Origin of the sequence: Oerskovia enterophila, assembly GCF_044748475.1 — a bacterium.
GTDB classification, from domain to species: domain Bacteria; phylum Actinomycetota; class Actinomycetes; order Actinomycetales; family Cellulomonadaceae; genus Oerskovia; species Oerskovia enterophila.
Window position 1 is genome coordinate 491,002 of record NZ_JBIVFZ010000002.1, and the last position, 20,556, is coordinate 511,557.

A 20,556-nucleotide genomic window follows, 5' to 3' on the forward strand; every position below is an offset into this window, starting at 1 on the left:
TAGACCGGAAGACGCGGACGACGACGCGTCCGCGCGCGGGCGGCGAAGGAGCGGGCCATGGCGATCGGGTACCTCGTCCCGGTGCTGCTGCTCGCGTGCTGCACCACGACGTCCCTGGTCCCCGCCCGCCGGCCGCCCGGGCTGGGACGGTTGAGCTTTCGCCTGAGCGTCCTGGTGAACGAGCAGCCGTTCGTCATGCTGGCCGCGCTGACCGCCCTGTCGGTGATCGCGGTCGTCGACGGCGACGGCGCGACGCCCGCCGGCCGTGTCGGGCTCGCCCTGGCCGTCCTGACCGCGGTCGGGCTCGTCGTGGTCGCGCGACGTGGCCTGCGCGCGGTGCCCGCGCTCGACCGCACGCTCGTCGCGGGACTCGCGACCGCGCCGGGAGCCGTCACGGCGCGCGGGCTGCCCTGGCGCCGGATCCTGCTGGCCCCGTTCGCGGTACGGCGACGCGACGTCGTGCGCGTGCGTGACCTGCCGTACGGCGACGGCGCGCAGCACCGGCTCGACGTGTACCGCCCCCGGTCGCGCCCGCCCGACGGGCCGACGCTCGTGTACTTCCACGGCGGTGGGTACGTGAGCGGGCGCAAGGAGCTCGAGGCCCGGGCGATGCTCTCGCGCCTCGCGAGCCACGGCTGGGTGTGCGTGAGCGCGAACTACGGACTGCGCCCGACGACGAACTTCCCCGGCCACCTGGTCGACGCCAAGCAGGTGCTGGCCTGGGTCCGCGAGCACGGCCCCGAGCACGGGGCCGACACCGCTCGTGTCGTCGTCGCAGGCAGCTCGGCCGGCGCGCACCTCGCGGCGCTCGCGGCGCTCACCCCGGGAGACGCCCGGTTCCAGCCCGGGTTCGAGGGCGCCGACACGTCCGTGGTCGGGGTGGTCTGCCTCTACGGCTACTTCGGCGAGTACTACGGCAGCGGTCGCGACCTGGCCGTCGACTCGTCGCCGACCGACTACGTGCGGCCCGACGCTCCCCCGTTCCTCGTGGTGCACGGCGACCAGGACACCCTGGTGCCGGTCGAGGGGGCGCGACGGTTCGTGCGGCACCTGCGGGGGGTCTCGTCATCGCCGGTCGTGTACGCCGAGCTGCCCGGTGCGCAGCACGGGTTCGACCTGTTCCACTCGATGAGGTTCGACGCGGTCGTCGCAGCGGTCGAGGAGTTCGCCGAGCGGGTGGTGGCGCGGGACCGGGCGCCGGAGGCGACGAGGACGTCGGTCGAGCGGCGCGACGAGCGGTAGACCGCGCGGATCGGGCATGGTGCCACGGGAACGGTGGTGCGCCTGGCCAGATTCGAACTGGCGACACCCGCTTTAGGAGAGCGGTGCTCTATCCCCTGAGCTACAGGCGCGTGGGCGCGAACACGGAGGATCGGGCCCGGTGGGACGCCCGACAGCCTAGCGTCCCGGCCCCGGACTGTCCCAACCGCGCCCACCCCGCGTCCACCCCGGGCACGCCGCGACCGGCCGCCCAACCAGCCACCGACCCGGCCGCCCTACCCGCCCGCGCGCTCGACCAGCCCGATCGCGTACTCGGGCCAGAACTGACCGGCGGCCGGGTCGCCGCGGTCGCACTCGCCGTCGGACTCCCCGGGGACCTTGACGTAGAGGTACGCGTCCAGGGCGCTGCCGTCGTCGACCGCTGCGGGCTTCTCACCGAGCGCGCGCCCCGCAGGGTTGCACCAGTCGAGCGGCCCGTCGCCCAGGGGCCCGAGCCCGTTGCGCGACGTGTCGACCACGTAGTGCGTGCCGAGCAGCGCGGCGAGCTCGTCGCCGTACGCACGCTCGTCGGACGTGGTGCGGAAGTTCGAGACGTTGGTCGCGAACCCGCGGGCGTCCTCGATCCCGGCCTGCCGCAGGCGGTCGGCCATGGTCGGCGCGTCGATCCACGCCGAGTTCCCGGCGTCGAGGTAGACGCTCGCGCCGGCGTCCGCGAGCGCCGCGGTCGCCTGCCGCAGCAGCCCGGCCCGGTCGCCCTGCGCGTCGCACGCGCCGAGGTCGGCGAGCGCGTCGGGCTCCAGGACGACGGCGGTCCGGGTGCCCCGCAGCCCGTCGGCGACGGCCTGGACGAAGTCCGGGTACTCCTCGGGCGTGAGGCCGCCGTCGGAGAACGAGCCGCAGTCCCGGGCCGGGATCGCGTAGATCGTGACGACGCCCGTGCGTCCGGCCGCGTGGGCCGCGGTCGCGTAGTCGTGCACGAGCGCCTGCGCCGCGGCGGGGTCGAACCAGTCCCCGACCCACAGGGACGCCCCCACCTCGCTGATGACGTCGAGCGCGGCGGCCCCGTCGGGGTCGCTCGCCCGGAGCGCGTCGGCGGCGTGCACCGACTGCATGTCCGGGTCCGCCGCGGGGGCGCCCGCGAGGAACGGGTTGGTGTCCGCACCGGCCGGGGGCCCTGGCGGGGTCACGGCCGGAGCGGGCTCGGCGCTCGGCGACGTGGCCTCGTCGCCGGTCCCCGCGCTGCACGCAGCGAGCCCGACGGCGAGGATCACCGCACCCAGCCAGGTCACGGTGAGGTGTCGGTCCGGTCGCGTGAGCATGTGTCGGGACACTACGGCCTCTACGGTGCGCCGGCCCGGGCGTCCCATCCCGCCGGGCTGTCGACGGTGGGGTGCCGGACCCGAGGCCCGGCACCCCACCTGGTCAGACCGCCGCGAGCGCCTCGGTCGGCGCCATGCGCGCCGCCCGCACCGCGGGGTAGAGGCCGGCGACGGCCCCGATCGCGAGCGTCGCGACGAGCCCTCCGGCCGCGACGACGGGCGGCACGGCGACGGGCCACCCCTGCGAGGTGGCGTACCCGGCCGTGATGCCGACGCCGATCAGGACCCCGGCGGCCCCTCCCATGAGGGAGAGCACCAGGGACTCGACGAGGAACTGCCCGCGGATCTGCCCCCGCGTCGCCCCGAGCGAGCGGCGCAGCCCGATCTCCGCCCGTCGTTCGAGCACCGAGATCACCATGGTGTTGGCGACCCCGATCCCGCCCACGAGCAGCGCGACCGCGCCGAGCCCGACGAGCAGACCCGTGAACGCCTCGTCCGTCGCCTGCTGGGCCGCGAGCGCGTCCGAGGGGCGCGAGACGTCGACCTCGTTGGGCGCTTGCGGGTTGGCCGTGGGGCCGAGCACGCTGCGCACCTGCTCGACGGCGTCCTCCCGGGTCCGCGTGAAGATCGTCGTCGGCAGCTCGTCCCAGCCGAGGTACTCCGCCGCGGCCTCGCGCCCGACGAGGGCCCCGAGGTCGACCTCGGGAGCCAGGGGGACGGGGTCGAGGATCCCGACGACCGTGAACCACTCGCCGCCGATCCAGACCTTGACGGCCGGGTCCGGGGCCGAGATCCCGAGCCGCTCGGCGGTCGTGTGCCCCAGGACGACGGCCGGGAACTGCGAGGTCGCCTCGGTGAGCCACGCGCCCTGGGCCACGCTCCCCCCGATCGACTCGAGCAGGTCGAGGTCGGTCGCGTACACCCCGATCCCGCCCGACTCACCGGCCGGGACCAGGTCCGTGCGGTACGCCTTGGCCTTGAGCAGCGCGACCGACGTCGCCGTCTCGACGGGCGCGATCCGGCGCACCATCTCGACGGACTCGGGCGGGAGGCTGGCCGCCTCCCCGAACAGGTCGGTGCCCGGAGCCACCCGCAGCAGGTTGGTCCCGAGGGTCGCGAGCGTCCGGTCGAGCTCGGCGCGCGAGGAGCTCGAGATCCCGACGACCGCGACCATGGCCGCGATGCCGATCGCGATGCCCAGCGCCGACAGGACGGCCCGCAGCGGGCGGGTGCGCAGACCGGTCGCACCGACGCGGAGCACGTCGGGGGCTGCGAGCCGGGCCGGGCGCAGCACGGTCAGCACGACGCCTCCTCGGTCGACGCGTCGGTCGGGTGGCCTGCGGCCACGCCGTCCGGCACCGCGCCGAGGACTCCCGGCGACGCGTCGAAGACGGTCCCCCGGCCCTCGCGGGCCGGGCCCGAGACGTCCGCGACGATCGCGCCGTCGCGCATCACGACCTGACGCGGCAGCGAGGCCGCGAGATCGCGGTCGTGCGTGATGATGACGACGGTCGTGCCGGCCGCGTTGAGCCCGCGCAGCACGTCCATGACGCCGGCCCCGGCGACCGTGTCGAGCGCGCCCGTGGGTTCGTCGGCGAGCAGCAGAGGCGGGTCGCCGACGACCGCGCGGGCGATCGCGACCCGCTGCTTCTCCCCGCCCGACAGCTCGTGCGGCCGGTGCGTCAGCCGGTGCCCCAGTCCTACCCGCTCGAGCGCTTCCGCCGCGCGACGACGCCGCTCGCGCCGCCCCACCCCGCGGTACAGGAGGCCGTCGGCCACGTTGTCGAGCGCCGAGACCCCGACGGCCAGGTGGAAGTGCTGGAACACGAACCCGATGCGGCTCGCGCGCAGCGCGGACACCTCGCGGTCGTCGAGGTCCTCGACGAGGAAGTCGTCGATCATGACGTGCCCCGAGGTGGGCCGGTCGAGCGTGCCGATCACGTTGAGCATGGTCGACTTGCCCGACCCCGAGGGCCCGACGATCGCGAGGAGCTCGCCGCGCGCGACGTCGAGGTGGACGTCGCGGAGCGCGGCGACGCCCCCGGGGAAGACGCGCGAGACCTGGTGCAGCGTGACCACGGGCCCGCCACCGCCTTCCGGGGTCCCCGGCCCGGGCACGGACGCGGAGGGCGCGAGCGCGACGGTCGCGGCGCTCACGACGGCATCCCGACGACGTCACCCTCGGCCAGGTCGCCCGTGACCTCGACGTTCCCGTCGGCGAAGAGCCCGGTGGTCACGGCGACGATACGGGTCGAGCCGCCCTCGACGACCTCGACGCCGTACCCGCCCTCGGCGAGCGCGAGGAGCGCTGCGACGGGCACGGTGAGCACGTCGGGCCGTTCGTCGGCGACGAACGTGACCTTGACCGACCCCGCGTCGGCCTCGGTCCCGTCGGCGAGGGTCACGGTCACGGGGACCACGGTCGTGTCGGAGGCCCCGGGCATGCCGCTCTCGTCCTTGACGATCTTGGGGCTCCCGACGGCAGTGATCACGCCGTCGGCCGACCCGCCGCCGGGGAGCGCGACGCTCACGGCGCCCCCCTCGACGGCCAGGTCGCGGTCGGCGAGGTCGAGGTCGACCGAGATCGCCCGGTCGACGCCCGTCGTCGTGAGGATCTCGGCCGCGGCCGGTGCCCCGACGCGCACCTTGAGCGCGTCGACCCGCACCGGACCGGGGACCACGAGCACGTCCGCCGGGCCGACGCTCCCCGTCTTCTCGAGCCCGCGGTCCTTCTGCCACTTCTCCACGGCCTTGGCGGTCGCTGCGGTGAACTTCGCGTCCACGGTGAAGCCCGTGTAGCCGAGCGCCGCGAGGTTCTCCTCGAGCTGGCGCACGTCGTCCCCCTCGGCGTCGACGCCCAGGTCGCGGTACATCGGCAGGCTGCCGAGCAGCAGGACCGTGGGGTGCTCGTCGACCTTGAACAGGACGCCCCCGCGGTCGACGACGTCGCCCACCCCGGGCAGCCAGGTCACGGTCCCGCCTCCTCCCCCGCCGTCGCCGCCCGCACCCTGATGTCCCTGGACGACGGCCTCGCCGTACCCGAGCACTCCCTTGACGGTGCTCCGCTCGACGAGCGTCTGGCGCGTCACGGTCGCGGTCGCACCGGGCCCGGACGCGGCCGGGTCGGGTTCCGCGCCCCGACCGAACCCGCCCAGGACCAGGACGGCGCCGGCGCCGATCACCACAGCGCCGGCGACCCCGCCGACGATCGCCCCGCGGCGACGCCTCCGTCGGGGCGCGGCGCCCTCCGGTGCGGCGTCGGCCGGTCCGGTGACCTCGACGCTCCGAGGGCTGTCACCCGGGGCGACGTGCCGCCGGCGGCTCACTCGCCACCCGCCGGGACCGCGCCGCCGACCGAGAGGCTCGCGCCGCCCTCGCCGTTGCACGCCTCGATCGCCGCGTCGAACGCGTCGACGTCGTCGGGCACCTCGAGCGCCTGCGTCATGCCACCGTTCGGGTCGGGGTCCGGCATGTCGATGCCGTTCTCGCGCATGCACTTCGCGAACTCGCGCTGCGACTCGAGGTCCTCGGGGCTCGGCTTCATGGGCTCACCGCCGTTGGGCAGGAACTCCTTGCAGGCCTCGAAGGCCTTGTCCATCTCGTCCATGTCGGCGCCCGACTCGGTCGTGAGGGCGACGGCGCCCGAGGAGTCCGGGTCCGGCATGTCCACGCCGTTGTCCCGCATGCAGCTCGCGAACTTGCGGGACAGGTCGTCGCGCTCGGCGTCGGTCATCTCCTCGTACGACTTCCCGTCCTTCGCCTGGCTGTTCTCGCCCTTGCCTCCGCCCGCGCTCGCGACGTCCGGGGCGCCGTCGGGCGCGCACGCCGAGAGCGTGACCGACAGGAGCGCGACGACGAACGCGACCGACGCCGCGCTGCGACGCGAGCGGGCTCTGCTGCGCCCCGTGGTCGGGGCCGGGGGCTGGTGGATGGTCATGGTGCGTCCTCACGTCGTGGTCGGTCCCCGGGGCCGCACGGCCTCGGGGACGGGGTGCACGAACAGTTCAGCGGGCGGCCCGTGAGACCCCCGTGAGTCACGCCCTCACAGAGATCTCACAGTGCTCACCGGCATGCTCCTCAGGTGCGAGTACTGGTGGTGGAGGACGAGGAGCTGATCGCGGAGGCGGTCGCGACGGGGCTGCGACGGCTCGCGATGGCGGTCGACGTCGCGCTCGACGGGCACGAGGCCCTGGCGCGGATCGACGTGAACGCGTACGACGTCGTCGTGCTCGACCGGGACCTGCCCGGCGTCCACGGCGACGACGTGTGCCGGGCGCTCGTGGCCTCGGGCGGCGACGCGCGGGTCCTCATGCTCACGGCGTCGGGCGGCGTGCTGGACCGCGTGAACGGGCTCGACCTGGGCGCCGACGACTACCTCGTCAAGCCCTTCGCGTTCGCCGAGCTCAGTGCCCGCGTCCGGGCCCTCGGCCGGCGGGCGCGCCCCGCTGCCCCGCCCGTGCTCGAACGCTCGGGCCTGCGCCTCGACACGAGCCGGCACGAGGTCTACCGCGAGGGGAGGTTCGTGCACCTGTCGCGCAAGGAGTTCGGCGTGCTCGAGGAGCTGCTGCGCGCCGACGGGCGGCCCGTGTCGGCCGAGCACCTGCTCGAGAAGGTCTGGGACGAGAACATCGACCCGTTCACGGGCGTCGTGCGCTTCACCATCAAGCAGCTGCGCCGCAAGCTCGAGGACGCCTCGCTCGTCGAGACCGTCACGGGTGTCGGGTACCGGGTCGCATGAGGCCGCTCCCGCGCCCCGTGCTGCGCCCCACGCTGCGCGCTCGCCTCACGGCCGTCTACGCCGCGGCCTTCGTGGTTGCCGGGGCCGTGCTCATCGCCGTCCTGTACGTCCTGCTCGCGGCCGCGATCGACCGCCAGCCGCTCGACTCGGTCGGCATCGCGGTGGGCGCCGTCCAGGCGACCGACCCCGGCCTCTACGCGACCTTGGACGCCTCCACGTCGGCCGCCCTGGTCTCGGGCGAGGCCATCCCGCTCAGCAGCCCGGTCGAGGACCTGACACCCACCGCGACGTACTCCGACACCGCGGGGACACTCACCGACCTGCGCGACGTCGTCCAGCTCAACAACCAGGAGGCCCGCGACCGGACCCTGCGCACGGTCCTCACGTGGTCGGTCGTCGCGCTGCTCGGGATCGGCGTGCTCGCGGTGGGCTTCGGCTGGGTCATGTCCACGCGCGTGCTCGCGCCCCTGCACCGGATCACGGCCACGGCCCGGCGCGTCGCGGACACCAACCTCCACGAGCGCATCGCGCACTCTGGGCCCGACGACGAGCTCAAGGACCTCGCCGACACGTTCGACGCGATGCTCGAGCGCCTCGACCGGTCGTTCGACGGGCAACGCCGTTTCGTCGCCAACGCCTCGCACGAGCTGCGCACCCCGCTCACGATCAGCCGCACGGTCCTGGAGGTCGCGCTCGACGACCCGGAGACGCACCAGGACACGCGCCACCTCGGCGCGACGCTGCTCGCGGTCAACGCGCGCCAGGAGCGCCTCATCGAGGGGCTCCTCACGCTCGCCGCCGCAGACCGGGCCCCGATCGTCACCGAGACCGTGGACCTGGCCGAGGTCGCCGCGCAGGCCGTCGCGACCGCGGGGGTCTCCGCGCGCGACGCCGGTGTCGACCTGCGCCTCGACACGGCCCCGACCCCCCTGCTCGGTGACGCGGTGCTGCTCGAACGGCTGGTGCAGAACCTCGTCGACAACGCCGTGCGCTACAACGAACCCGGTGGCCGGGTCGCCGTCGCGACGCGCCCCGGGCCGGGCGGGACGGTCGAGGTCGCGGTGTCCAACACGGGCCCCGTCGTCCCGTCGTACGAGGTCGAGGCGCTGTTCGAGCCGTTCCGGCGGCTCGGGCGCGACGGGGCCGTGGCCGACCGGCGCGGCGGGTACGTGCGCGGCGGCGTGGGGCTGGGCCTGTCGATCGTGCGCTCGGTCGCCGCCGCGCACGACGGCGAGGTCACGGCCGAGCCGCGCGAGGGCGGCGGGCTGACGGTCGTCGCGCGGCTGCCGGGTGCTGCGCGGCCGCCGGGCACGACGGGCGCTGCGGGCGCTGCGGGCACTGCGGGCGCACGGACGGGCCGGGCCGTCGAGACGACCCGGCCCGGGGCCGCGAGCGTGAGGGCCGACGCGGGCGTCTAGCCCGGCATCGGCACGGGCACGTCCGAGCCGCCCTCGACCGTGCGCCGGGCGCCCATCTGGATGATCGCGGGGGCCGGCACGAACCCGCCCGCGATGAGTGCCTCACCCTGGTGGAAGAACGGGGTCGCGGCGAGCAGCTCGGGCGGCGCGAACCCGAAGACGGCCTCGAGCTCGACCAGATCGGCGGGAGAGCTCATGCGCATGACGATCACGTTGTCGCACTGCGAGAGCACGTTGGGGTGGATCTTGGAGGGCCGCTGCGTCGAGAGCAGCAGCCACAGCCCGAACTTGCGTCCCTCGGCAGCGATCTGGATCACGCGCTCGGTCGTGAGCCGCTGGAGCTGGGTCGCGGGCTCGGCCGAGACCACGTTGTGCGCCTCGTCGATCACGATCAGTCGGGGCTTGCGCGTGGCGCGGTCGGCCCACAGCTCGTCGAGCAGGGCGAGCGAGACCGCGAGCTGCTCCTCGTGCGTGTGCAGGCTCCCGAGGTCGACCACGACCGCGCGGGGGCCCTCGTCGAGCACCTCGCTCACGGACTGCCCGACGCCCGCCCACACGTCCCAGTCGAGGATCCCGAGGTTCTCGACGCGCTGGGCGAGCCGGAGCGCGTCGGGCTCGCCCGTGGCGCGCAGGGCCGACGGGATCGAGTGCGGGTTGAGCATGCCCTCGGTCGCGATCGCCGACGGCCCGGCTGCAGTGCCGAGCGCTCCCGCGACGCCGCCCGGACCCGTCGCGCTCTCGAGCATCCGCAGGAAGGTGTTGTACTCGCCCCGGTCCGTCAGCGGGTCGAGCTGGAGCACCGCGGCCTGGCTCGCGGCCTCCATCGCGGTGAGCCGCGCGGTGACGGGGTGGTGCTCGCCGTCGTTGCGCAGGACTCGCACGTCGAGCTCGCGCAGGCGCTGGGCGTCCTCGGACGACGCGGACTCGAGCAGCTCGCCGATCCGCACGAAGTCCGAGTTCGGGTCGAGGATGACCATGGGCAGGTCGGTGTCGATGAGGAGCTGCTCGAGAAGGACCCCGAGCGCGTACGTCTTGCCCGAGCCCGACTGCCCGCACAGGAACGTGTGCCGGTTGAAACGGTGCGGCTGGAGCAGCGCGTCCACGTTGCCGCGGCTGTGGTGCAGGTCGCCGATCCGCAGCGTCGCACGCTCGCGCGCCTGGAGCGCCTCGAGCACGCCCGCCCCGGCCGGGGCGAGGTCGTCCGACGTGAACGGGTCGCCCCCCGACGTGGCCACCGTGCCGTCCGGGCGCAGCTCCCCGAGGATCCGCCCGTGCCCGACGGCGTCCCCCGCCTTGGTCGCCCGCGTCAGGACCTGCCCCATGACCAGGGCCGCACCGGGGTGCTCGGCCGTCTCCGGGAACGTCACGCCGATCGTCACGAAGTCTCCCGGGCCGATGCTCGACACGCGCGGGAGGCGGTAGGTGAAGCGCCGGCCGTCGAAGGACTCGGCGAGCGTGGTCTCGGTCGTCATGCGGGGCCTCCGTGGTCGCAGGTCGCGGCGGGCGGGCGTCATCGCGCCACCCGTGCAGGACAAGGATCGACCAGGGTGCGCGCGAGCGCACGCGCAGGCTCCCGCGACCGGGCTAGCGCCGCCGCTCGTACGTGAGCATCCGGAACCGGACCCCCGCCGCAGAGGTCTGCCAGCCGCCGTCCGGGGCACCCGGAGCGTCCGGGCCGACCCCTCCGAGCTCCCAGTCACCGTCCGGCCCGGCCGCGAGCGCCGGCGCGAACGCGTCGCCGTCGACCTCGAGGTCGATCTCGGTCACCACGCAGCGGTCCGCGAGCGGCAGGGTCGCGGCGTACACCTGCGCGCCGCCCATGACCCAGACCTGCCCCGAGCCCGACTCCTCGGCGGCGGCCGACGCGCGCGCCAGCCCCTCTTCGACCGACGAGGCGACCACGACGCCGGTGCCGAGGGCGCCCGGGTGAGCGGCGCCGTCGGGCACCCAGCCCTCCTGGCGCGTGACGACCACGTTGCGCCGCCCCGGCAGGGGGCGGAAGCGCGGCGGCAGCGAGTCCCACGTGACGCGACCCATGAGGACCGGGTGGCCCGTGGTGACGCGGCGGAAGTGCGCGAGGTCCTCGGGCAGGTGCCACGGCATGACGCCGCCCGCGCCGATCACCGGACGTCCCGCGGCGTCGTGCGCCTGGGCCCAGACCAGTCCGACAGCCGGACGGCTCACACCGCCACCGGGGCCTTGATCGTCGGGTGGTGCTGGTAGCCCACGACCTCGACGTCCTCGTACGTGTAGTCGAACAACGAGTCGCGCGGGGCCAGGCGCAGCGTGGGGGCCGGGTAGGCCTCACGGCTGAGCTGCTCGCGCACCTGCTCGACGTGGTTGTCGTAGATGTGGCAGTCGCCGCCCGTCCAGACGAAGTCGCCGACCTCGAGCCCCGACTGCGCCGCGACCATGTGCGTGAGCAGCGCATAGGACGCGATGTTGAACGGGACGCCCAGGAACAGGTCAGCGCTGCGCTGGTAGAGCTGGCACGAGAGCTTGCCGTCGGCCACGTAGAACTGGAAGAAAGCGTGGCAGGCGGGCAGGGCCATCTTGTCGAGCTCGCCCACGTTCCACGCCGAGACGATCATGCGGCGCGAGTCCGGGTTGGTGCGCAGCGTGTCGAGGACCTGGCTGATCTGGTCGACGTGCTCGCCGTCGGGCGTGGGCCACGAGCGCCACTGGACGCCGTAGACCGGACCGAGCTCGCCGTCCTCGTCGGCCCACTCGTCCCAGATCTTCACGCCGTTCTCCTGGAGCCAGCGCACGTTCGAGTCGCCGCGCAGGAACCACAGCAGCTCGTAGACGATCGACTTCAGGTGCACGCGCTTGGTCGTCACGAGCGGGAAGCCCTGCGACAGGTCGAAGCGCATCTGGTGGCCGAACACGCTGCGCGTGCCCGTCCCCGTGCGGTCCGACTTGTGCGTCCCGGTCTCCAGGACGAGCCGGAGAAGGTCCTCGTAGGGCGTCGGGACGGGTGAGCTGCTGGGCGCGCTGGAGCTGTCGCTGACGGTGACCACGGGTGCCAGTCTAGAAGAGGTCGACGGAACGGATAGCCGACGCGTCCTGTGCCTGGACAGCACAAGGCCCCGGGGGGTTTCCCTCACCGTGGTGGGTAGGCCGTTGATCCCGGGGCTCTCTGTGTGCACCGAATCTACTACACGGCCCGACGATCGCCTAGACGGGCGATGCCGCTAGTCTCGGTATTTCACACCACCGAGCGACGGAGCCCGCGTGTCGATCTACCCTCCCGTACGCGACGAGATGGTGCGCCTGCTGTCGGTGCCCCGACTGTCGACGTACACCGACGAGTGCGACGGAAACATGAAGCGTGCGCTTGAGCTCTACCAGTGGAACCTTGACGTCTCCGGGACGCTGTTCACGTCGATCCACTACTTCGAGGTTGCCTTGCGAAATTCGATCGATTCCCAGCTTGGCAAGACGTTCGGCACCGCCGACTCCCCCTGGTTCGACCAGGACTCGATCGGTCTCACTGACAGCACCAGGCGCAACATCGCTTCTGCGAAGCGCGCAGTCACCAAGGCTGGCCGCGAGATCGTTCCTGGACGAATCGTTGCCGAACTCAGCCTGGGGTTCTGGTGGTCGTTGCTCGCAGACGGGTACAACAGAACCCTCTGGGCGCCAGCACTGAAGCAGGCGTTCAGCAATGCGCGACGGGAAACCCTGCATGCGGAGATCGACGAGATTCGCAAGCTCCGGAACCGCATCGCTCACCACGAGCCGCTGATCCACTACGACCTGAATGCGGAATACACCCGCATCCTCGGCACAGCCGAACGGATCGCCCCGCGACTGGCATGGTGGATCGATGCCACCAGTTCTCTGTCCACCGTCCTGGCTCGACGACCAGAATCGCTCCGATCGACAACCTCGGCGAACACCTAGGAGGCCGCCCAGGCACTCTCGCCCGTCACGCCGAGCGGTCGTACCCAGGGCGTTCTCAGCTGCCGTCCTCACCTGACGCTGCCGATCTGGCGATCCCCAACGAGCCCCGTGACCGCGCGACGCTAGCCTCGGCAGATGCAGCCCTGGGAGTACATGACCGACACCGTGCTGGCCTGCCCGGGCATGTTCGTCGGTCGCGAGACGTACGAACGGGTCTGCAGCTTCGTCGAGGGATTCGGGACGGCACGCGACGACGGGGTGCTCGACGGTTTCCGGTCCCGGCTCGGGGAGAAGACCGCCCACGGCAGCAGCCCACCGACGTGGAGCGCCGCCCTGCTCGCGGAAGTCTTCCCGGGACGGCACGCGACCACTCTCCACCACCCCGAGGAGGACGCCCGGGCGATCGCCCACCTGCGGACCCGGCTCGTCGAGCACCTCGCTCACGTCGACGCCAGCGGCCGGTCAGAGACTTGGGGCGACGCTCCGTCCTGAGCACTCTCCGGGGAATGCGCGGTCCCCCGGCGGCGTTGGTCCGGGAACCGGTCGCCCCGACCGGGCCGACCCCGAGGATGGGAAGATCAGCAGCATGACGAACACCGCAGCCGCAGCCGAAGAGATCCCCACGTCGTCGCCGTCCCCGACGGACGCCCTGTGGGTCGAGCGCACCGGCACCCGCACGTACACCGGCTTCTCGGCGCGCGGCGCGAGCGTGTCGATCGGCCCGGCGAGCGAGGGTGCGGTCTTCACCCCGGGCGAGCTCCTCAAGATCGCGCTGGCCGCGTGCGCGGGCATGAGCAGCGACGCGCCGTTCGCGCGCCGCCTGGGCGACGACTACCAGGTGACCATCCGCGTCGACGGCGCCAAGGACATGGCCGAGGACCGCTACACGGCCATCACCGAGCACTTCGAGATCGACCTGTCGGGCCTCGAGGACGACGCGCGCGAGCGCCTCCTCAAGGTCGCCGACCGCGCGATCGAGACCACGTGCACCGTGGGGCGTACCGTCAAGAACGGTGCGACAGTGGAGCACACCTTCGGCCCGGTCGTGGGTGCGGTCGGCGAGTAGTCGACACGTGGCACCGCGGTCCGGGGCACGAGGGAGAGCAGCCGTCACTGGAGGGAGTCGTCCGATGGGTCGCAAGAAGAAGGACACCGAGTCCCAGATGGCCGTCTGGGGAACGTCGGACAGCGTCCGGCCGGAGCCGCAGTACGGGCACCTGACCGCGGTCCAGGACGCACCCGAGGGACAGACCGCCGACGACTGGGGCGACCTGCGCAGCACGCCGCTGCTCGACGCAGCCCTGGACAAGGCCGTCACCATCCCGTCGTCGGTCATCCACGCGCACGTGGACGGCCTGCGCCGCCGCAACCCGCACTCGTCGCCCGCGCAGATCATCGGGATCCTCGAGCGCGAGTACCTCATGGTCATCGGGACCGCGGGCGGCGCGGTGGGGGCCGCCGCGGCGTTCCCGGCCGTCGGCACGGGCGTGGGCATCGCCCTGACCGCGAGCGACGTCGCGACGTTCTTCGGGTCGTCGGCCGCGTTCTCGCTCGCGGTCGCGGACGTGTACGGCTTCGAGGTCGACGACGCCGCACGTCGTCGTGCCCTCCTCATGGCCTCGGTCCTCGGGGACAAGGGGTCCCAGGCGGTCGAGAAGGCGTCGGGCGGGTCGGCGCTCGCGTGGGGCAAGGTGCTCATGACGAGCATGCCGTCGAGTACGCTCAAGCAGGTCAACAAGGCCCTGACGAACAAGTTCATGCGCACGCAGTTGGTCAAGCACGGCGGCCTGGCGATCGGGCGGCTCGTGCCGTTCGGCGTGGGCGCCGTCGTGGGGGTCGCGGGCTCGCGGGCGCTCGGGAAGACCGTGATCAGCCAGTCCCGGCGGGCTTTCGGTCCGCCGCCCCAGGCGTTCCGGCCCGTCCTGGAGGTCATCGAGGTGCCCGACGGCGCCGCTCCCCCTCTGCTCGTCCCCGCACCCGCGGACCGGCTCAGCCTGGTCGACGCCCCCGTGCCCGGGGCCGGGCCCGGAGTGGTCGACGAGGCGGCCGAACGGGCAGCGGCCCGCCGGGCACGCGGTGGGTCCGGCGCCGACGGTGCGCCGCGCGGCATCCGGTCGGTGCGCTGGCGCCGACCCAAGAAGTCTTCATGACGGCAGCGGACGGGCCGAGCACCCCAGCACGACCGGGACGCGTCGAGCTCACGCACGTCCTGCCCCTCGACGCCGAGCGGGCTTTCGCCCTGGTCGCGGACGTGCGGACGCACCCGCGCTGGGTCCCCCTGAGTCGTGGCACGTTCCACGGCGCGGACGGTTCACCGCTCCACGCGACGGCCTGGAAGCCCGGGGTCGGCGCCGAGTTCACCATGGTCTCCGGGCCGTTCGCACCCCAGGGTGCGCCGGGCTTCCCCGACCGCATGCGGATCACAGCCTGGGAGCCGCCCGGACCCGGCGGCCAGGCGGGCCGCGCGACGTACCTGAAGCTCGGGCCCGCGCTGCTCGGGGAGGCGGGGATCGTCGTCGTGCCCCTCGCGGCTCATCACCTGCCCGACGCGACCCCGCGCGAGCCCGTGGCGCGCTGCGCCGTGACCTGGTGGGAGGACGTGTACCTCGCCGGTCCGCTGCCCCGGGCCGTGACGGCCCCGCTCGCCGCGCGCGTGCTGGACCTCATGATCCGGCTGTCGCTGCGCCGTCTGGACCGGATCGTCGCGCGCGGGCTCTGACGCCGACGGCTCGTCCGGGCACGACCCGAGGGTCGGTGCCGAGGGCGCCCGCAGCCTCGGCAGCGAGCATGCGGTCGACGTTCACAGAGGCAGGCGGTCGGCGCCAGGATCCGGGCGGATCCCGACGCCGACCGCATGCTCGGCACCGCTGGGGGTCAGGCCTCCTGGTCCGGCGTCTCCGCCGCGTCAGGCGTCTCGGCGACCGGCGCGTCGGCCGGTCCCGCGAGGATCAGGTAGAGCTCGCGGCGCGTGCGCTCGAGGAGCGCGACGGCCTGGGCCACCTGCTCGTCCGAGCCCGACCGGGCGACCTGCCGCAGCGCCTCGGCGACCTGCTGGAGCGAGCCACGGAGCTGCCGCGCCGGGCGGACGCCGCCGTCGGCCGCGTCCTGCCAGGGAGAGCCCAGCTCGTCGGCGTGCTCGGTGACGTAGGTGCGACCGTCGTCGGTGAGGCTCGCGAGCTTGCGCCCGCCCTCGGCCGTGATGGTCACGAGGCCCTCGTCCTCGAGCAGGCTCAGCGCGGGGTAGATCGCACCGGGGCTCGGACGCCACGCACCCGAGGTGCGCTCGCCGATCTCCTGGATGATCTGGTAGCCGTGCATGGGCGCCTCGGTCAGGAGGAGCAGGACGGCAGCGCGGATGTCGCCGCGCCCGGCGCGGCCGCCCGGGCCGCGTCCTCCGGGACCGCGGTGGCCGCGAGGGCCGCCGCCAGGTCCGCCGCGGTGCCCACGGGGCCCGCGTCCTTCGAACCGGTCGTCAAACCGCTCGTCGGGTCCGTCGTGGTCGTGGTGCTCGTGGTGGCCCGGGTGACCGTGGTGGCCGTCGGGGCCACGCCCGGGACGGCCCGAGCCCTCGGGCCCGCGACGGGGCGCGTCGCCACGCCCGGGCTCGCCACGGCCGGGGCCGTCGGGTCGGCCGCCGCGGCGACCGCGCGGGCCGCCGAGGTCGGCACCGAAGTCCGGGCCGAAGCCCTCTCCGGCGGCGGGGAAGTCGTCGCGTCGGCGACGGGGTCGGCCCTCGAAGGAGTCGAAGGCGCCTGCGCGACCGGAACGGTCGCGGGGCGGACGGGAAGCATCTGGGTGCTGGTGGGGGGTACGCATGTGGTGTCTCCTGTGATGAGTCGGCTGTGTCTGGGGAGCCCCTTCGCGGGGCGTCCGAGCGCTGGGCTCGGGTGGCGGGTGCCGGCGGGTTCTCGTCGGTCCTCCGACGGGCCCTCGGCCTGACATCCGGGTCCTCGACGCGGTGCGTTCTTCCGCACTCTCTGCGTCGATGAGTTAAAGATATATCGTTGACGTATCGATAGTCAACCCCTGATCTCGATCGTGTTCCGGGGCCGGTCCGCCGACCACCCAAGTGACCGTCCAGGTCGTACAGTGACGGGAAGGCCTCGGACCGGCTCGCGACCCGGGGTCCCGCAGCAGACACCGTGCAACGACGCACACCCCGCACCGTCGCACGTCCCACGCCCACCCAGACCCCAGAGGCGCAGATGACGACCAGCATCCCGGGACCCACGCAGGTCCCCCGGCACTACCTCATGTGCCGCCCCACGTACTTCACCGTCAGCTACGAGATCAACCCGTGGATGGACCGCGCCCGGCCCGTCGACACCGCGCTCGCCGTCTCCCAGTGGGAGCGCCTGCGCGACGTGTACCTCGACCTCGGGCACCAGGTCGACCTCATCGAGCCAGAGCCCGGCCTGCCCGACATGGTCTACGCGGCCAACGGCGCGACCGTCGTCGACGGCCTGGTCTACTCGGCCCTGTTCCGCCACCCCGAGCGCGCCCCCGAGGGCCCCGCCTACCTCAAGTGGTTCGCCGACCGCGGCTACGTGACCCACTCGGCCGACCACGTCAACGAGGGCGAGGGCGACCTGCTCGTCGCGGGCGACGTCGTCCTCGCGGGCACGGGCTTCCGCACCGAGGTCAGCGCCCACCAGGAGGCCGCCGACCTGTGGGGCCGCGAGGTCCTCACGCTCGAGCTCGTCGACCCCCGCTTCTACCACCTCGACACCGCGCTCGTGGTGCTGCGCGGCAGCGAGGGCGGCAACGGCAGCGACGGCACGGCGCGCGTCGCGCCGGGCGGCACACCGCCGCCGCTCCTCTCCCCCCTGCCCGACGGCGCCGCTCCCCCGCGCGTCGCCCCGCACCTCACGCACGCTCGCCCCGCCGAGGTGACGGTCGACGTCGCCTACTACCCGCCGGCGTTCTCCCCCGCGTCCCAGGAGCTCCTGGCCGCGCGCTACCCCGAAGCCCACCACGCGACCGAGGACGACGCCCTGGTCCTGGGCCTCAACGCCGTGAGCGACGGGCTGCACGTGATCCACACGCCCGCGGCGACCGGCTTCGCGGCGGCCCTGGCCGAGCGAGGCTACGAGACCGTCGGGATCGACACGTCCGAGCTCCTGCGCGGGGGCGGCGGCTCCAAGTGCTGCACCCTGGAGATCCGGCCGTGAACGCCCAGAGCCAGGCGGCCCCCGCGCCCGCGACCAGCCCGGACACCGCCGACGCCGCACGGGCCCACGCGTCGGGAGCGGCGCCGTCGGGCACCCGCACGGACCGTCGCGACTCGCTCGCGCACAACTACCACCCGCTGCCCGTGACGATCGCGACGGGCGAGGGCGCCTGGGTCACCGACGTCGCGGGCCGTCGCTACCTCGACCTGCTCGCGGGGTACTCGGCCCTGAACTTCGGGCACCGCCACCCCGGGCTGATCGCGGCCGCGACCGAGCAGCTCGGGCGCGTCACCCTCACGTCGCGCGCGTTCGACCACGACCTGCTGCACCCGTTCGCGGACCGGCTCACCCGGCTGATCGGGCCGCTCGTCCAGGGCGCCGACCCCGGCACGCCGGCCGGACGGGCGGGCGAGGAGGGCGCCCCGGGCGACTCCGGCAGCGCCGTGATGGTGCCCATGAACACGGGCGCCGAGGCCGTCGAGACCGCGATCAAGGTCGCCCGCAAGTGGGGCTACGAGGTCAAGGGCGTGCCGGCCGGGCGGGCGAGCATCGTCGTCGGGCACGGGAACTTCCACGGGCGCACCACGACCATCGTGTCCTTCTCCGACGACCCCGACGCGCGCGACGGGTACGACCCGTTCACGCCCGGGTTCCGCCTCGTGCCCTACGGCGACGCCCGTGCCGTCGCGGACGCGATCGACGAGACCACGGTCGCCGTCCTCATGGAGCCGATCCAGGGAGAGTCCGGCGTCGTCGTGCCTCCCGACGACTACTGGCCCGCGCTGCGCCGCGTGTGCGACGAGCGCGACGTCCTGCTGATCGCGGACGAGATCCAGTCCGGCCTGGGCCGGACCGGGACCACGCTCGCGTGCGAGCTGTGGGACGTGCGGCCGGACCTCGTGACGCTCGGCAAGGCCCTGGGCGGTGGCGTCGTGCCGGTCTCGGCGGTCGTCGGGCGTCGCGAGATCCTCGACGTGCTGACCCCCGGGACGCACGGGTCGACGTTCGGGGGCAACCCGCTCGCGTGCGCGGTGGGCCTCGCGGTCGTCGGGCTCCTCGAGACGGGCGAGCTCCAGTCCCGCACGCGCGACCTGGGCGGGCACCTGCACGCACGCCTCGGGAGCCTCGTCGACGAGGGGCTGCTGACGGGCGTGCGGGGCGTGGGGCTGTGGGCCGGGATCGACCTCGACCCCGCCCGCGGGACGGGCCGCGACCTGTGCGAGGCCCTGCTCGCGCGGGGTGTCCTGGCCAAGGACACGCACGGCTCGACCATCCGGCTCGCGCCCCCGCTCGTGATCGAGCGTCCAGACCTCGACCTCGGGATGGCCGCTCTACGTGACGCCCTGACGCAGCTCGCCGCAGATCGGTAGAGTCCGGAGGGTGACCACTCCTGCCTCTGACACCTCCACCCGCCTCGCCGAGTGGCAGCAGGCCTACGCTGACCTGCAGTCCCTCGGCCTGAAGCTCGACCTGACGCGCGGCAAGCCCTCCGCCGAGCAGCTCGACCTCTCCGACGCCCTCCTGGCACTGCCGGGCGCAGGAACGGTCACCGACGCCGACGGCACCGACGTGCGCAACTACGGCGGGCTCGACGGCCTGCCGCAGATCCGCCGCATCTTCGCCGAGCTGCTCGACGTCCCCGTCGCCCAGCTCCTCGCGGGCGGCAACGCGAGCCTCACGCTCATGCACGACACGCTCGCGTTCGCGATGCTGTTCGGTCTGCCCGGCTCCGAGCGCCCCTGGTCCCGCGAGGAGAAGGTCCGGTTCGTGTGCCCGGTCCCGGGCTACGACCGGCACTTCGCGCTGTGCGAGGCGTTCGGCATCGAGATGGTGACCGTCCCCATGACGGCCGACGGTCCCGACGCCGAGGCCGTCGCGGCCCTCGTCGCGGCCGACCCGAGCATCAAGGGCATGTGGGTCGTGCCGACCTACGCGAACCCGGACGGCTCGGTGGTCTCGCGCGAGGTCGCCCAGCGCCTCGTGTCGATGCCCGCCGCTGCGCCCGACTTCCGCATCATGTGGGACAACGCGTACGCGGTGCACCACCTCACGGACGTCGAGACCGAGTCCGCGCCCGCGCTCGCCCTGGCCGCCGAGGCCGGCAACCCGGACCGCGTGCTGCTCTACGCCTCGACCTCCAAGATCACGTTCCCCGGTGCGGGGGTCGCGTTCCTGGGCGCCTCCCCGGCCAACATCGCCTGGTACAAGAAGCACCTCGCGGCCCAGTCGATCGGCCCGGACAAGATCAACCAGCTCCGCCACGCCGAGTTCTTCGGCGACGCCGAGGGTGTGCGCACCCACATGCGCAAGCACCGGGACGTGATCGCACCCAAGTTCGAGGCCGTCGACACGATCCTGCGCGAGCGCCTCGGTGCGGACGGTGTCGCGTCCTGGACCGCGCCGCTCGGCGGGTACTTCGTGTCGCTCGACGTCGTGCCGGGCACCGCGGCGCGCGTGGTCCGGCTCGCCAAGGAGGCGGGCATCGCCCTGACGCCCGCGGGGGCCACGTTCCCGTACGGCAAGGACCCGCAGGACGCCAACATCCGCCTGGCCCCGACCCTGCCTCCGCTCGACGAGGTCCGGGTCGCGATCGACGGCGTCGCGACGTGCGTGCTGCTCGCCGCGGCGGAGAAGGCGGCTGCGGGCGCCTGACCTGCACCGCTCCCGACGGGCGGCCCCGGACCTCTGGTCCAGGGCCGCCCGTCGTCGCATGATGGAGATCTCGGCCGCCCGGCACCGATGAGTTCTCACGCCGCCGCCGGTCGAACCTGGACAGACCCGTG

21 protein-coding genes and 1 tRNA gene are annotated in these 20,556 nt (G+C 73.7%); 11 read left to right on the forward strand and 11 right to left on the reverse strand.

Annotated elements, in window-relative coordinates:
- The first annotated feature begins 57 nt into the window (after nt 1-57).
- The gene (locus ACIPWA_RS06775; protein ID WP_400289022.1) at nt 58-1,242 is read left to right on the forward strand and encodes an alpha/beta hydrolase; all 1,185 of its coding nucleotides are present in this window, start codon (nt 58-60) and stop codon (nt 1,240-1,242) included.
- A gap of 34 nt (nt 1,243-1,276) precedes the next feature.
- Here ACIPWA_RS06775 and ACIPWA_RS06780 read toward each other — a convergent pair.
- The 6 genes from ACIPWA_RS06780 to ACIPWA_RS06805 form a co-directional block, all read right to left on the reverse strand.
- A tRNA-Arg gene (locus ACIPWA_RS06780) sits at nt 1,277-1,352 on the reverse strand.
- A gap of 144 nt (nt 1,353-1,496) precedes the next feature.
- On the reverse strand, nt 1,497-2,540 hold the full coding sequence (locus ACIPWA_RS06785) for a glycoside hydrolase family 6 protein (protein WP_400289023.1): 1,044 nt from the start codon (nt 2,538-2,540) through the stop codon (nt 1,497-1,499).
- Between the two features lie 103 nt (nt 2,541-2,643).
- Nucleotides 2,644-3,843 carry an ABC transporter permease gene (locus ACIPWA_RS06790; protein ID WP_248948564.1) on the reverse strand — a complete coding sequence of 400 codons (1,200 nt, stop codon included), beginning with the start codon at nt 3,841-3,843 and terminating at the stop codon, nt 2,644-2,646.
- Nucleotides 3,837-4,697: an ABC transporter ATP-binding protein gene (locus ACIPWA_RS06795; protein WP_400289026.1), complete on the reverse strand. Its 861-nt coding sequence runs from the start codon at nt 4,695-4,697 to the stop codon at nt 3,837-3,839. The genes ACIPWA_RS06790 and ACIPWA_RS06795 overlap by 7 nt, the downstream gene beginning before the upstream one ends.
- Nucleotides 4,694-5,866, reverse strand: coding sequence for a peptidoglycan-binding protein (locus ACIPWA_RS06800; protein WP_400289028.1), 1,173 nt, complete (start codon nt 5,864-5,866; stop codon nt 4,694-4,696). The genes ACIPWA_RS06795 and ACIPWA_RS06800 overlap by 4 nt, the downstream gene beginning before the upstream one ends.
- Nucleotides 5,863-6,477, reverse strand: coding sequence for a hypothetical protein (locus ACIPWA_RS06805; protein WP_400289029.1), 615 nt, complete (start codon nt 6,475-6,477; stop codon nt 5,863-5,865). The genes ACIPWA_RS06800 and ACIPWA_RS06805 overlap by 4 nt, the downstream gene beginning before the upstream one ends.
- 144 nt (nt 6,478-6,621) lie before the next feature.
- Between ACIPWA_RS06805 and ACIPWA_RS06810 the strand changes: the two genes are divergently transcribed.
- Both ACIPWA_RS06810 and ACIPWA_RS06815 read left to right on the forward strand, forming a co-directional pair.
- Entirely contained in the window at nt 6,622-7,278 is a 657-nt protein-coding gene (locus ACIPWA_RS06810; protein WP_056645481.1) for a response regulator transcription factor, read from the forward strand.
- Entirely contained in the window at nt 7,275-8,696 is a 1,422-nt protein-coding gene (locus tag ACIPWA_RS06815; protein WP_400289031.1) for a sensor histidine kinase, read from the forward strand. The genes ACIPWA_RS06810 and ACIPWA_RS06815 overlap by 4 nt, the downstream gene beginning before the upstream one ends.
- On the opposite strand, the gene ACIPWA_RS06820 is transcribed toward ACIPWA_RS06815, so the two are convergent.
- The 3 genes from ACIPWA_RS06820 to ACIPWA_RS06830 form a co-directional block, all read right to left on the reverse strand.
- On the reverse strand, nt 8,693-10,168 hold the full coding sequence (locus ACIPWA_RS06820; RefSeq protein ID WP_400289033.1) for an ATP-binding protein: 1,476 nt from the start codon (nt 10,166-10,168) through the stop codon (nt 8,693-8,695). The genes ACIPWA_RS06815 and ACIPWA_RS06820 overlap by 4 nt on opposite strands.
- A 112-nt stretch (nt 10,169-10,280) precedes the next feature.
- Nucleotides 10,281-10,880, reverse strand: coding sequence for a dihydrofolate reductase (locus tag ACIPWA_RS06825; protein WP_400289035.1), 600 nt, complete (start codon nt 10,878-10,880; stop codon nt 10,281-10,283).
- Nucleotides 10,877-11,716 carry a thymidylate synthase gene (locus ACIPWA_RS06830; protein ID WP_400289037.1) on the reverse strand — a complete coding sequence of 280 codons (840 nt, stop codon included), beginning with the start codon at nt 11,714-11,716 and terminating at the stop codon, nt 10,877-10,879. Before ACIPWA_RS06830 ends, ACIPWA_RS06825 begins: the two co-directional genes overlap by 4 nt.
- A 214-nt stretch (nt 11,717-11,930) precedes the next feature.
- Between ACIPWA_RS06830 and ACIPWA_RS06835 the strand changes: the two genes are divergently transcribed.
- From ACIPWA_RS06835 to ACIPWA_RS06855, 5 genes are all read left to right on the forward strand, one after another.
- The gene (locus tag ACIPWA_RS06835) at nt 11,931-12,602 is read left to right on the forward strand and encodes an Abi family protein (protein ID WP_400289039.1); all 672 of its coding nucleotides are present in this window, start codon (nt 11,931-11,933) and stop codon (nt 12,600-12,602) included.
- A 135-nt stretch (nt 12,603-12,737) separates the two neighbouring features.
- Nucleotides 12,738-13,094, forward strand: a complete 357-nt coding sequence (locus ACIPWA_RS06840) for a hypothetical protein (protein ID WP_400289041.1) — start codon at nt 12,738-12,740, stop codon at nt 13,092-13,094.
- A 94-nt stretch (nt 13,095-13,188) separates the two neighbouring features.
- Nucleotides 13,189-13,668 (forward strand): OsmC family protein, encoded by a 480-nt coding sequence (locus ACIPWA_RS06845; RefSeq protein WP_082608424.1) that lies wholly within the window; start codon nt 13,189-13,191, stop codon nt 13,666-13,668.
- 64 nt (nt 13,669-13,732) lie between these two features.
- Nucleotides 13,733-14,752 carry a hypothetical protein gene (locus ACIPWA_RS06850; RefSeq protein WP_068626139.1) on the forward strand — a complete coding sequence of 340 codons (1,020 nt, stop codon included), beginning with the start codon at nt 13,733-13,735 and terminating at the stop codon, nt 14,750-14,752.
- Entirely contained in the window at nt 14,749-15,321 is a 573-nt protein-coding gene (locus ACIPWA_RS06855; protein ID WP_400289043.1) for a hypothetical protein, read from the forward strand. The genes ACIPWA_RS06850 and ACIPWA_RS06855 overlap by 4 nt, the downstream gene beginning before the upstream one ends.
- Nucleotides 15,322-15,476: 155 nt before the next feature.
- Here ACIPWA_RS06855 and ACIPWA_RS06860 read toward each other — a convergent pair whose 3' ends face one another.
- A complete protein-coding gene (locus ACIPWA_RS06860) occupies nt 15,477-15,920 on the reverse strand; it encodes a PadR family transcriptional regulator (protein ID WP_068706591.1) in 444 nt (147 codons plus the stop codon).
- 11 nt (nt 15,921-15,931) lie between these two features.
- Nucleotides 15,932-16,270: a hypothetical protein gene (locus tag ACIPWA_RS06865; protein WP_400289047.1), complete on the reverse strand. Its 339-nt coding sequence runs from the start codon at nt 16,268-16,270 to the stop codon at nt 15,932-15,934.
- Between the two features lie 537 nt (nt 16,271-16,807).
- On the opposite strand from ACIPWA_RS06865, the gene ACIPWA_RS06870 reads away from it, so the two are divergent.
- From ACIPWA_RS06870 to ACIPWA_RS06880, 3 genes are all read left to right on the forward strand, one after another.
- Nucleotides 16,808-17,773 carry a dimethylarginine dimethylaminohydrolase family protein gene (locus ACIPWA_RS06870; protein WP_400289048.1) on the forward strand — a complete coding sequence of 322 codons (966 nt, stop codon included), beginning with the start codon at nt 16,808-16,810 and terminating at the stop codon, nt 17,771-17,773.
- Nucleotides 17,774-17,910: 137 nt separating this feature from the next.
- Entirely contained in the window at nt 17,911-19,143 is a 1,233-nt protein-coding gene (locus tag ACIPWA_RS06875; RefSeq protein ID WP_400289654.1) for an aspartate aminotransferase family protein, read from the forward strand.
- Nucleotides 19,144-19,153: 10 nt separating this feature from the next.
- On the forward strand, nt 19,154-20,425 hold the full coding sequence (locus ACIPWA_RS06880; protein WP_400289051.1) for an aspartate aminotransferase type Ic: 1,272 nt from the start codon (nt 19,154-19,156) through the stop codon (nt 20,423-20,425).
- The last annotated feature ends 131 nt before the right edge of the window (nt 20,426-20,556 follow it).

Bases quoted from the DNA above. Each gene is read 5' to 3' on its own strand.
- ACIPWA_RS06850 (WP_068626139.1), top strand. From the start codon at position 13,733: ATGGGTCGCAAGAAGAAGGACACCGAGTCCCAGATGGCCGTCTGGGGA.
- ACIPWA_RS06840 (WP_400289041.1), top strand. From the start codon at position 12,738: ATGCAGCCCTGGGAGTACATGACCGACACCGTGCTGGCCTGCCCGGGC.
- ACIPWA_RS06820 (WP_400289033.1), bottom strand. From the start codon at position 10,168: ATGACGACCGAGACCACGCTCGCCGAGTCCTTCGACGGCCGGCGCTTC.
- ACIPWA_RS06855 (WP_400289043.1), top strand. From the start codon at position 14,749: ATGACGGCAGCGGACGGGCCGAGCACCCCAGCACGACCGGGACGCGTC.
- ACIPWA_RS06845 (WP_082608424.1), top strand. From the start codon at position 13,189: ATGACGAACACCGCAGCCGCAGCCGAAGAGATCCCCACGTCGTCGCCG.
- ACIPWA_RS06775 (WP_400289022.1), top strand. From the start codon at position 58: ATGGCGATCGGGTACCTCGTCCCGGTGCTGCTGCTCGCGTGCTGCACC.
- ACIPWA_RS06860 (WP_068706591.1), bottom strand. From the start codon at position 15,920: ATGCACGGCTACCAGATCATCCAGGAGATCGGCGAGCGCACCTCGGGT.
- ACIPWA_RS06870 (WP_400289048.1), top strand. From the start codon at position 16,808: ATGACGACCAGCATCCCGGGACCCACGCAGGTCCCCCGGCACTACCTC.
- ACIPWA_RS06805 (WP_400289029.1), bottom strand. From the start codon at position 6,477: ATGACCATCCACCAGCCCCCGGCCCCGACCACGGGGCGCAGCAGAGCC.
- ACIPWA_RS06785 (WP_400289023.1), bottom strand. From the start codon at position 2,540: ATGCTCACGCGACCGGACCGACACCTCACCGTGACCTGGCTGGGTGCG.
- ACIPWA_RS06815 (WP_400289031.1), top strand. From the start codon at position 7,275: ATGAGGCCGCTCCCGCGCCCCGTGCTGCGCCCCACGCTGCGCGCTCGC.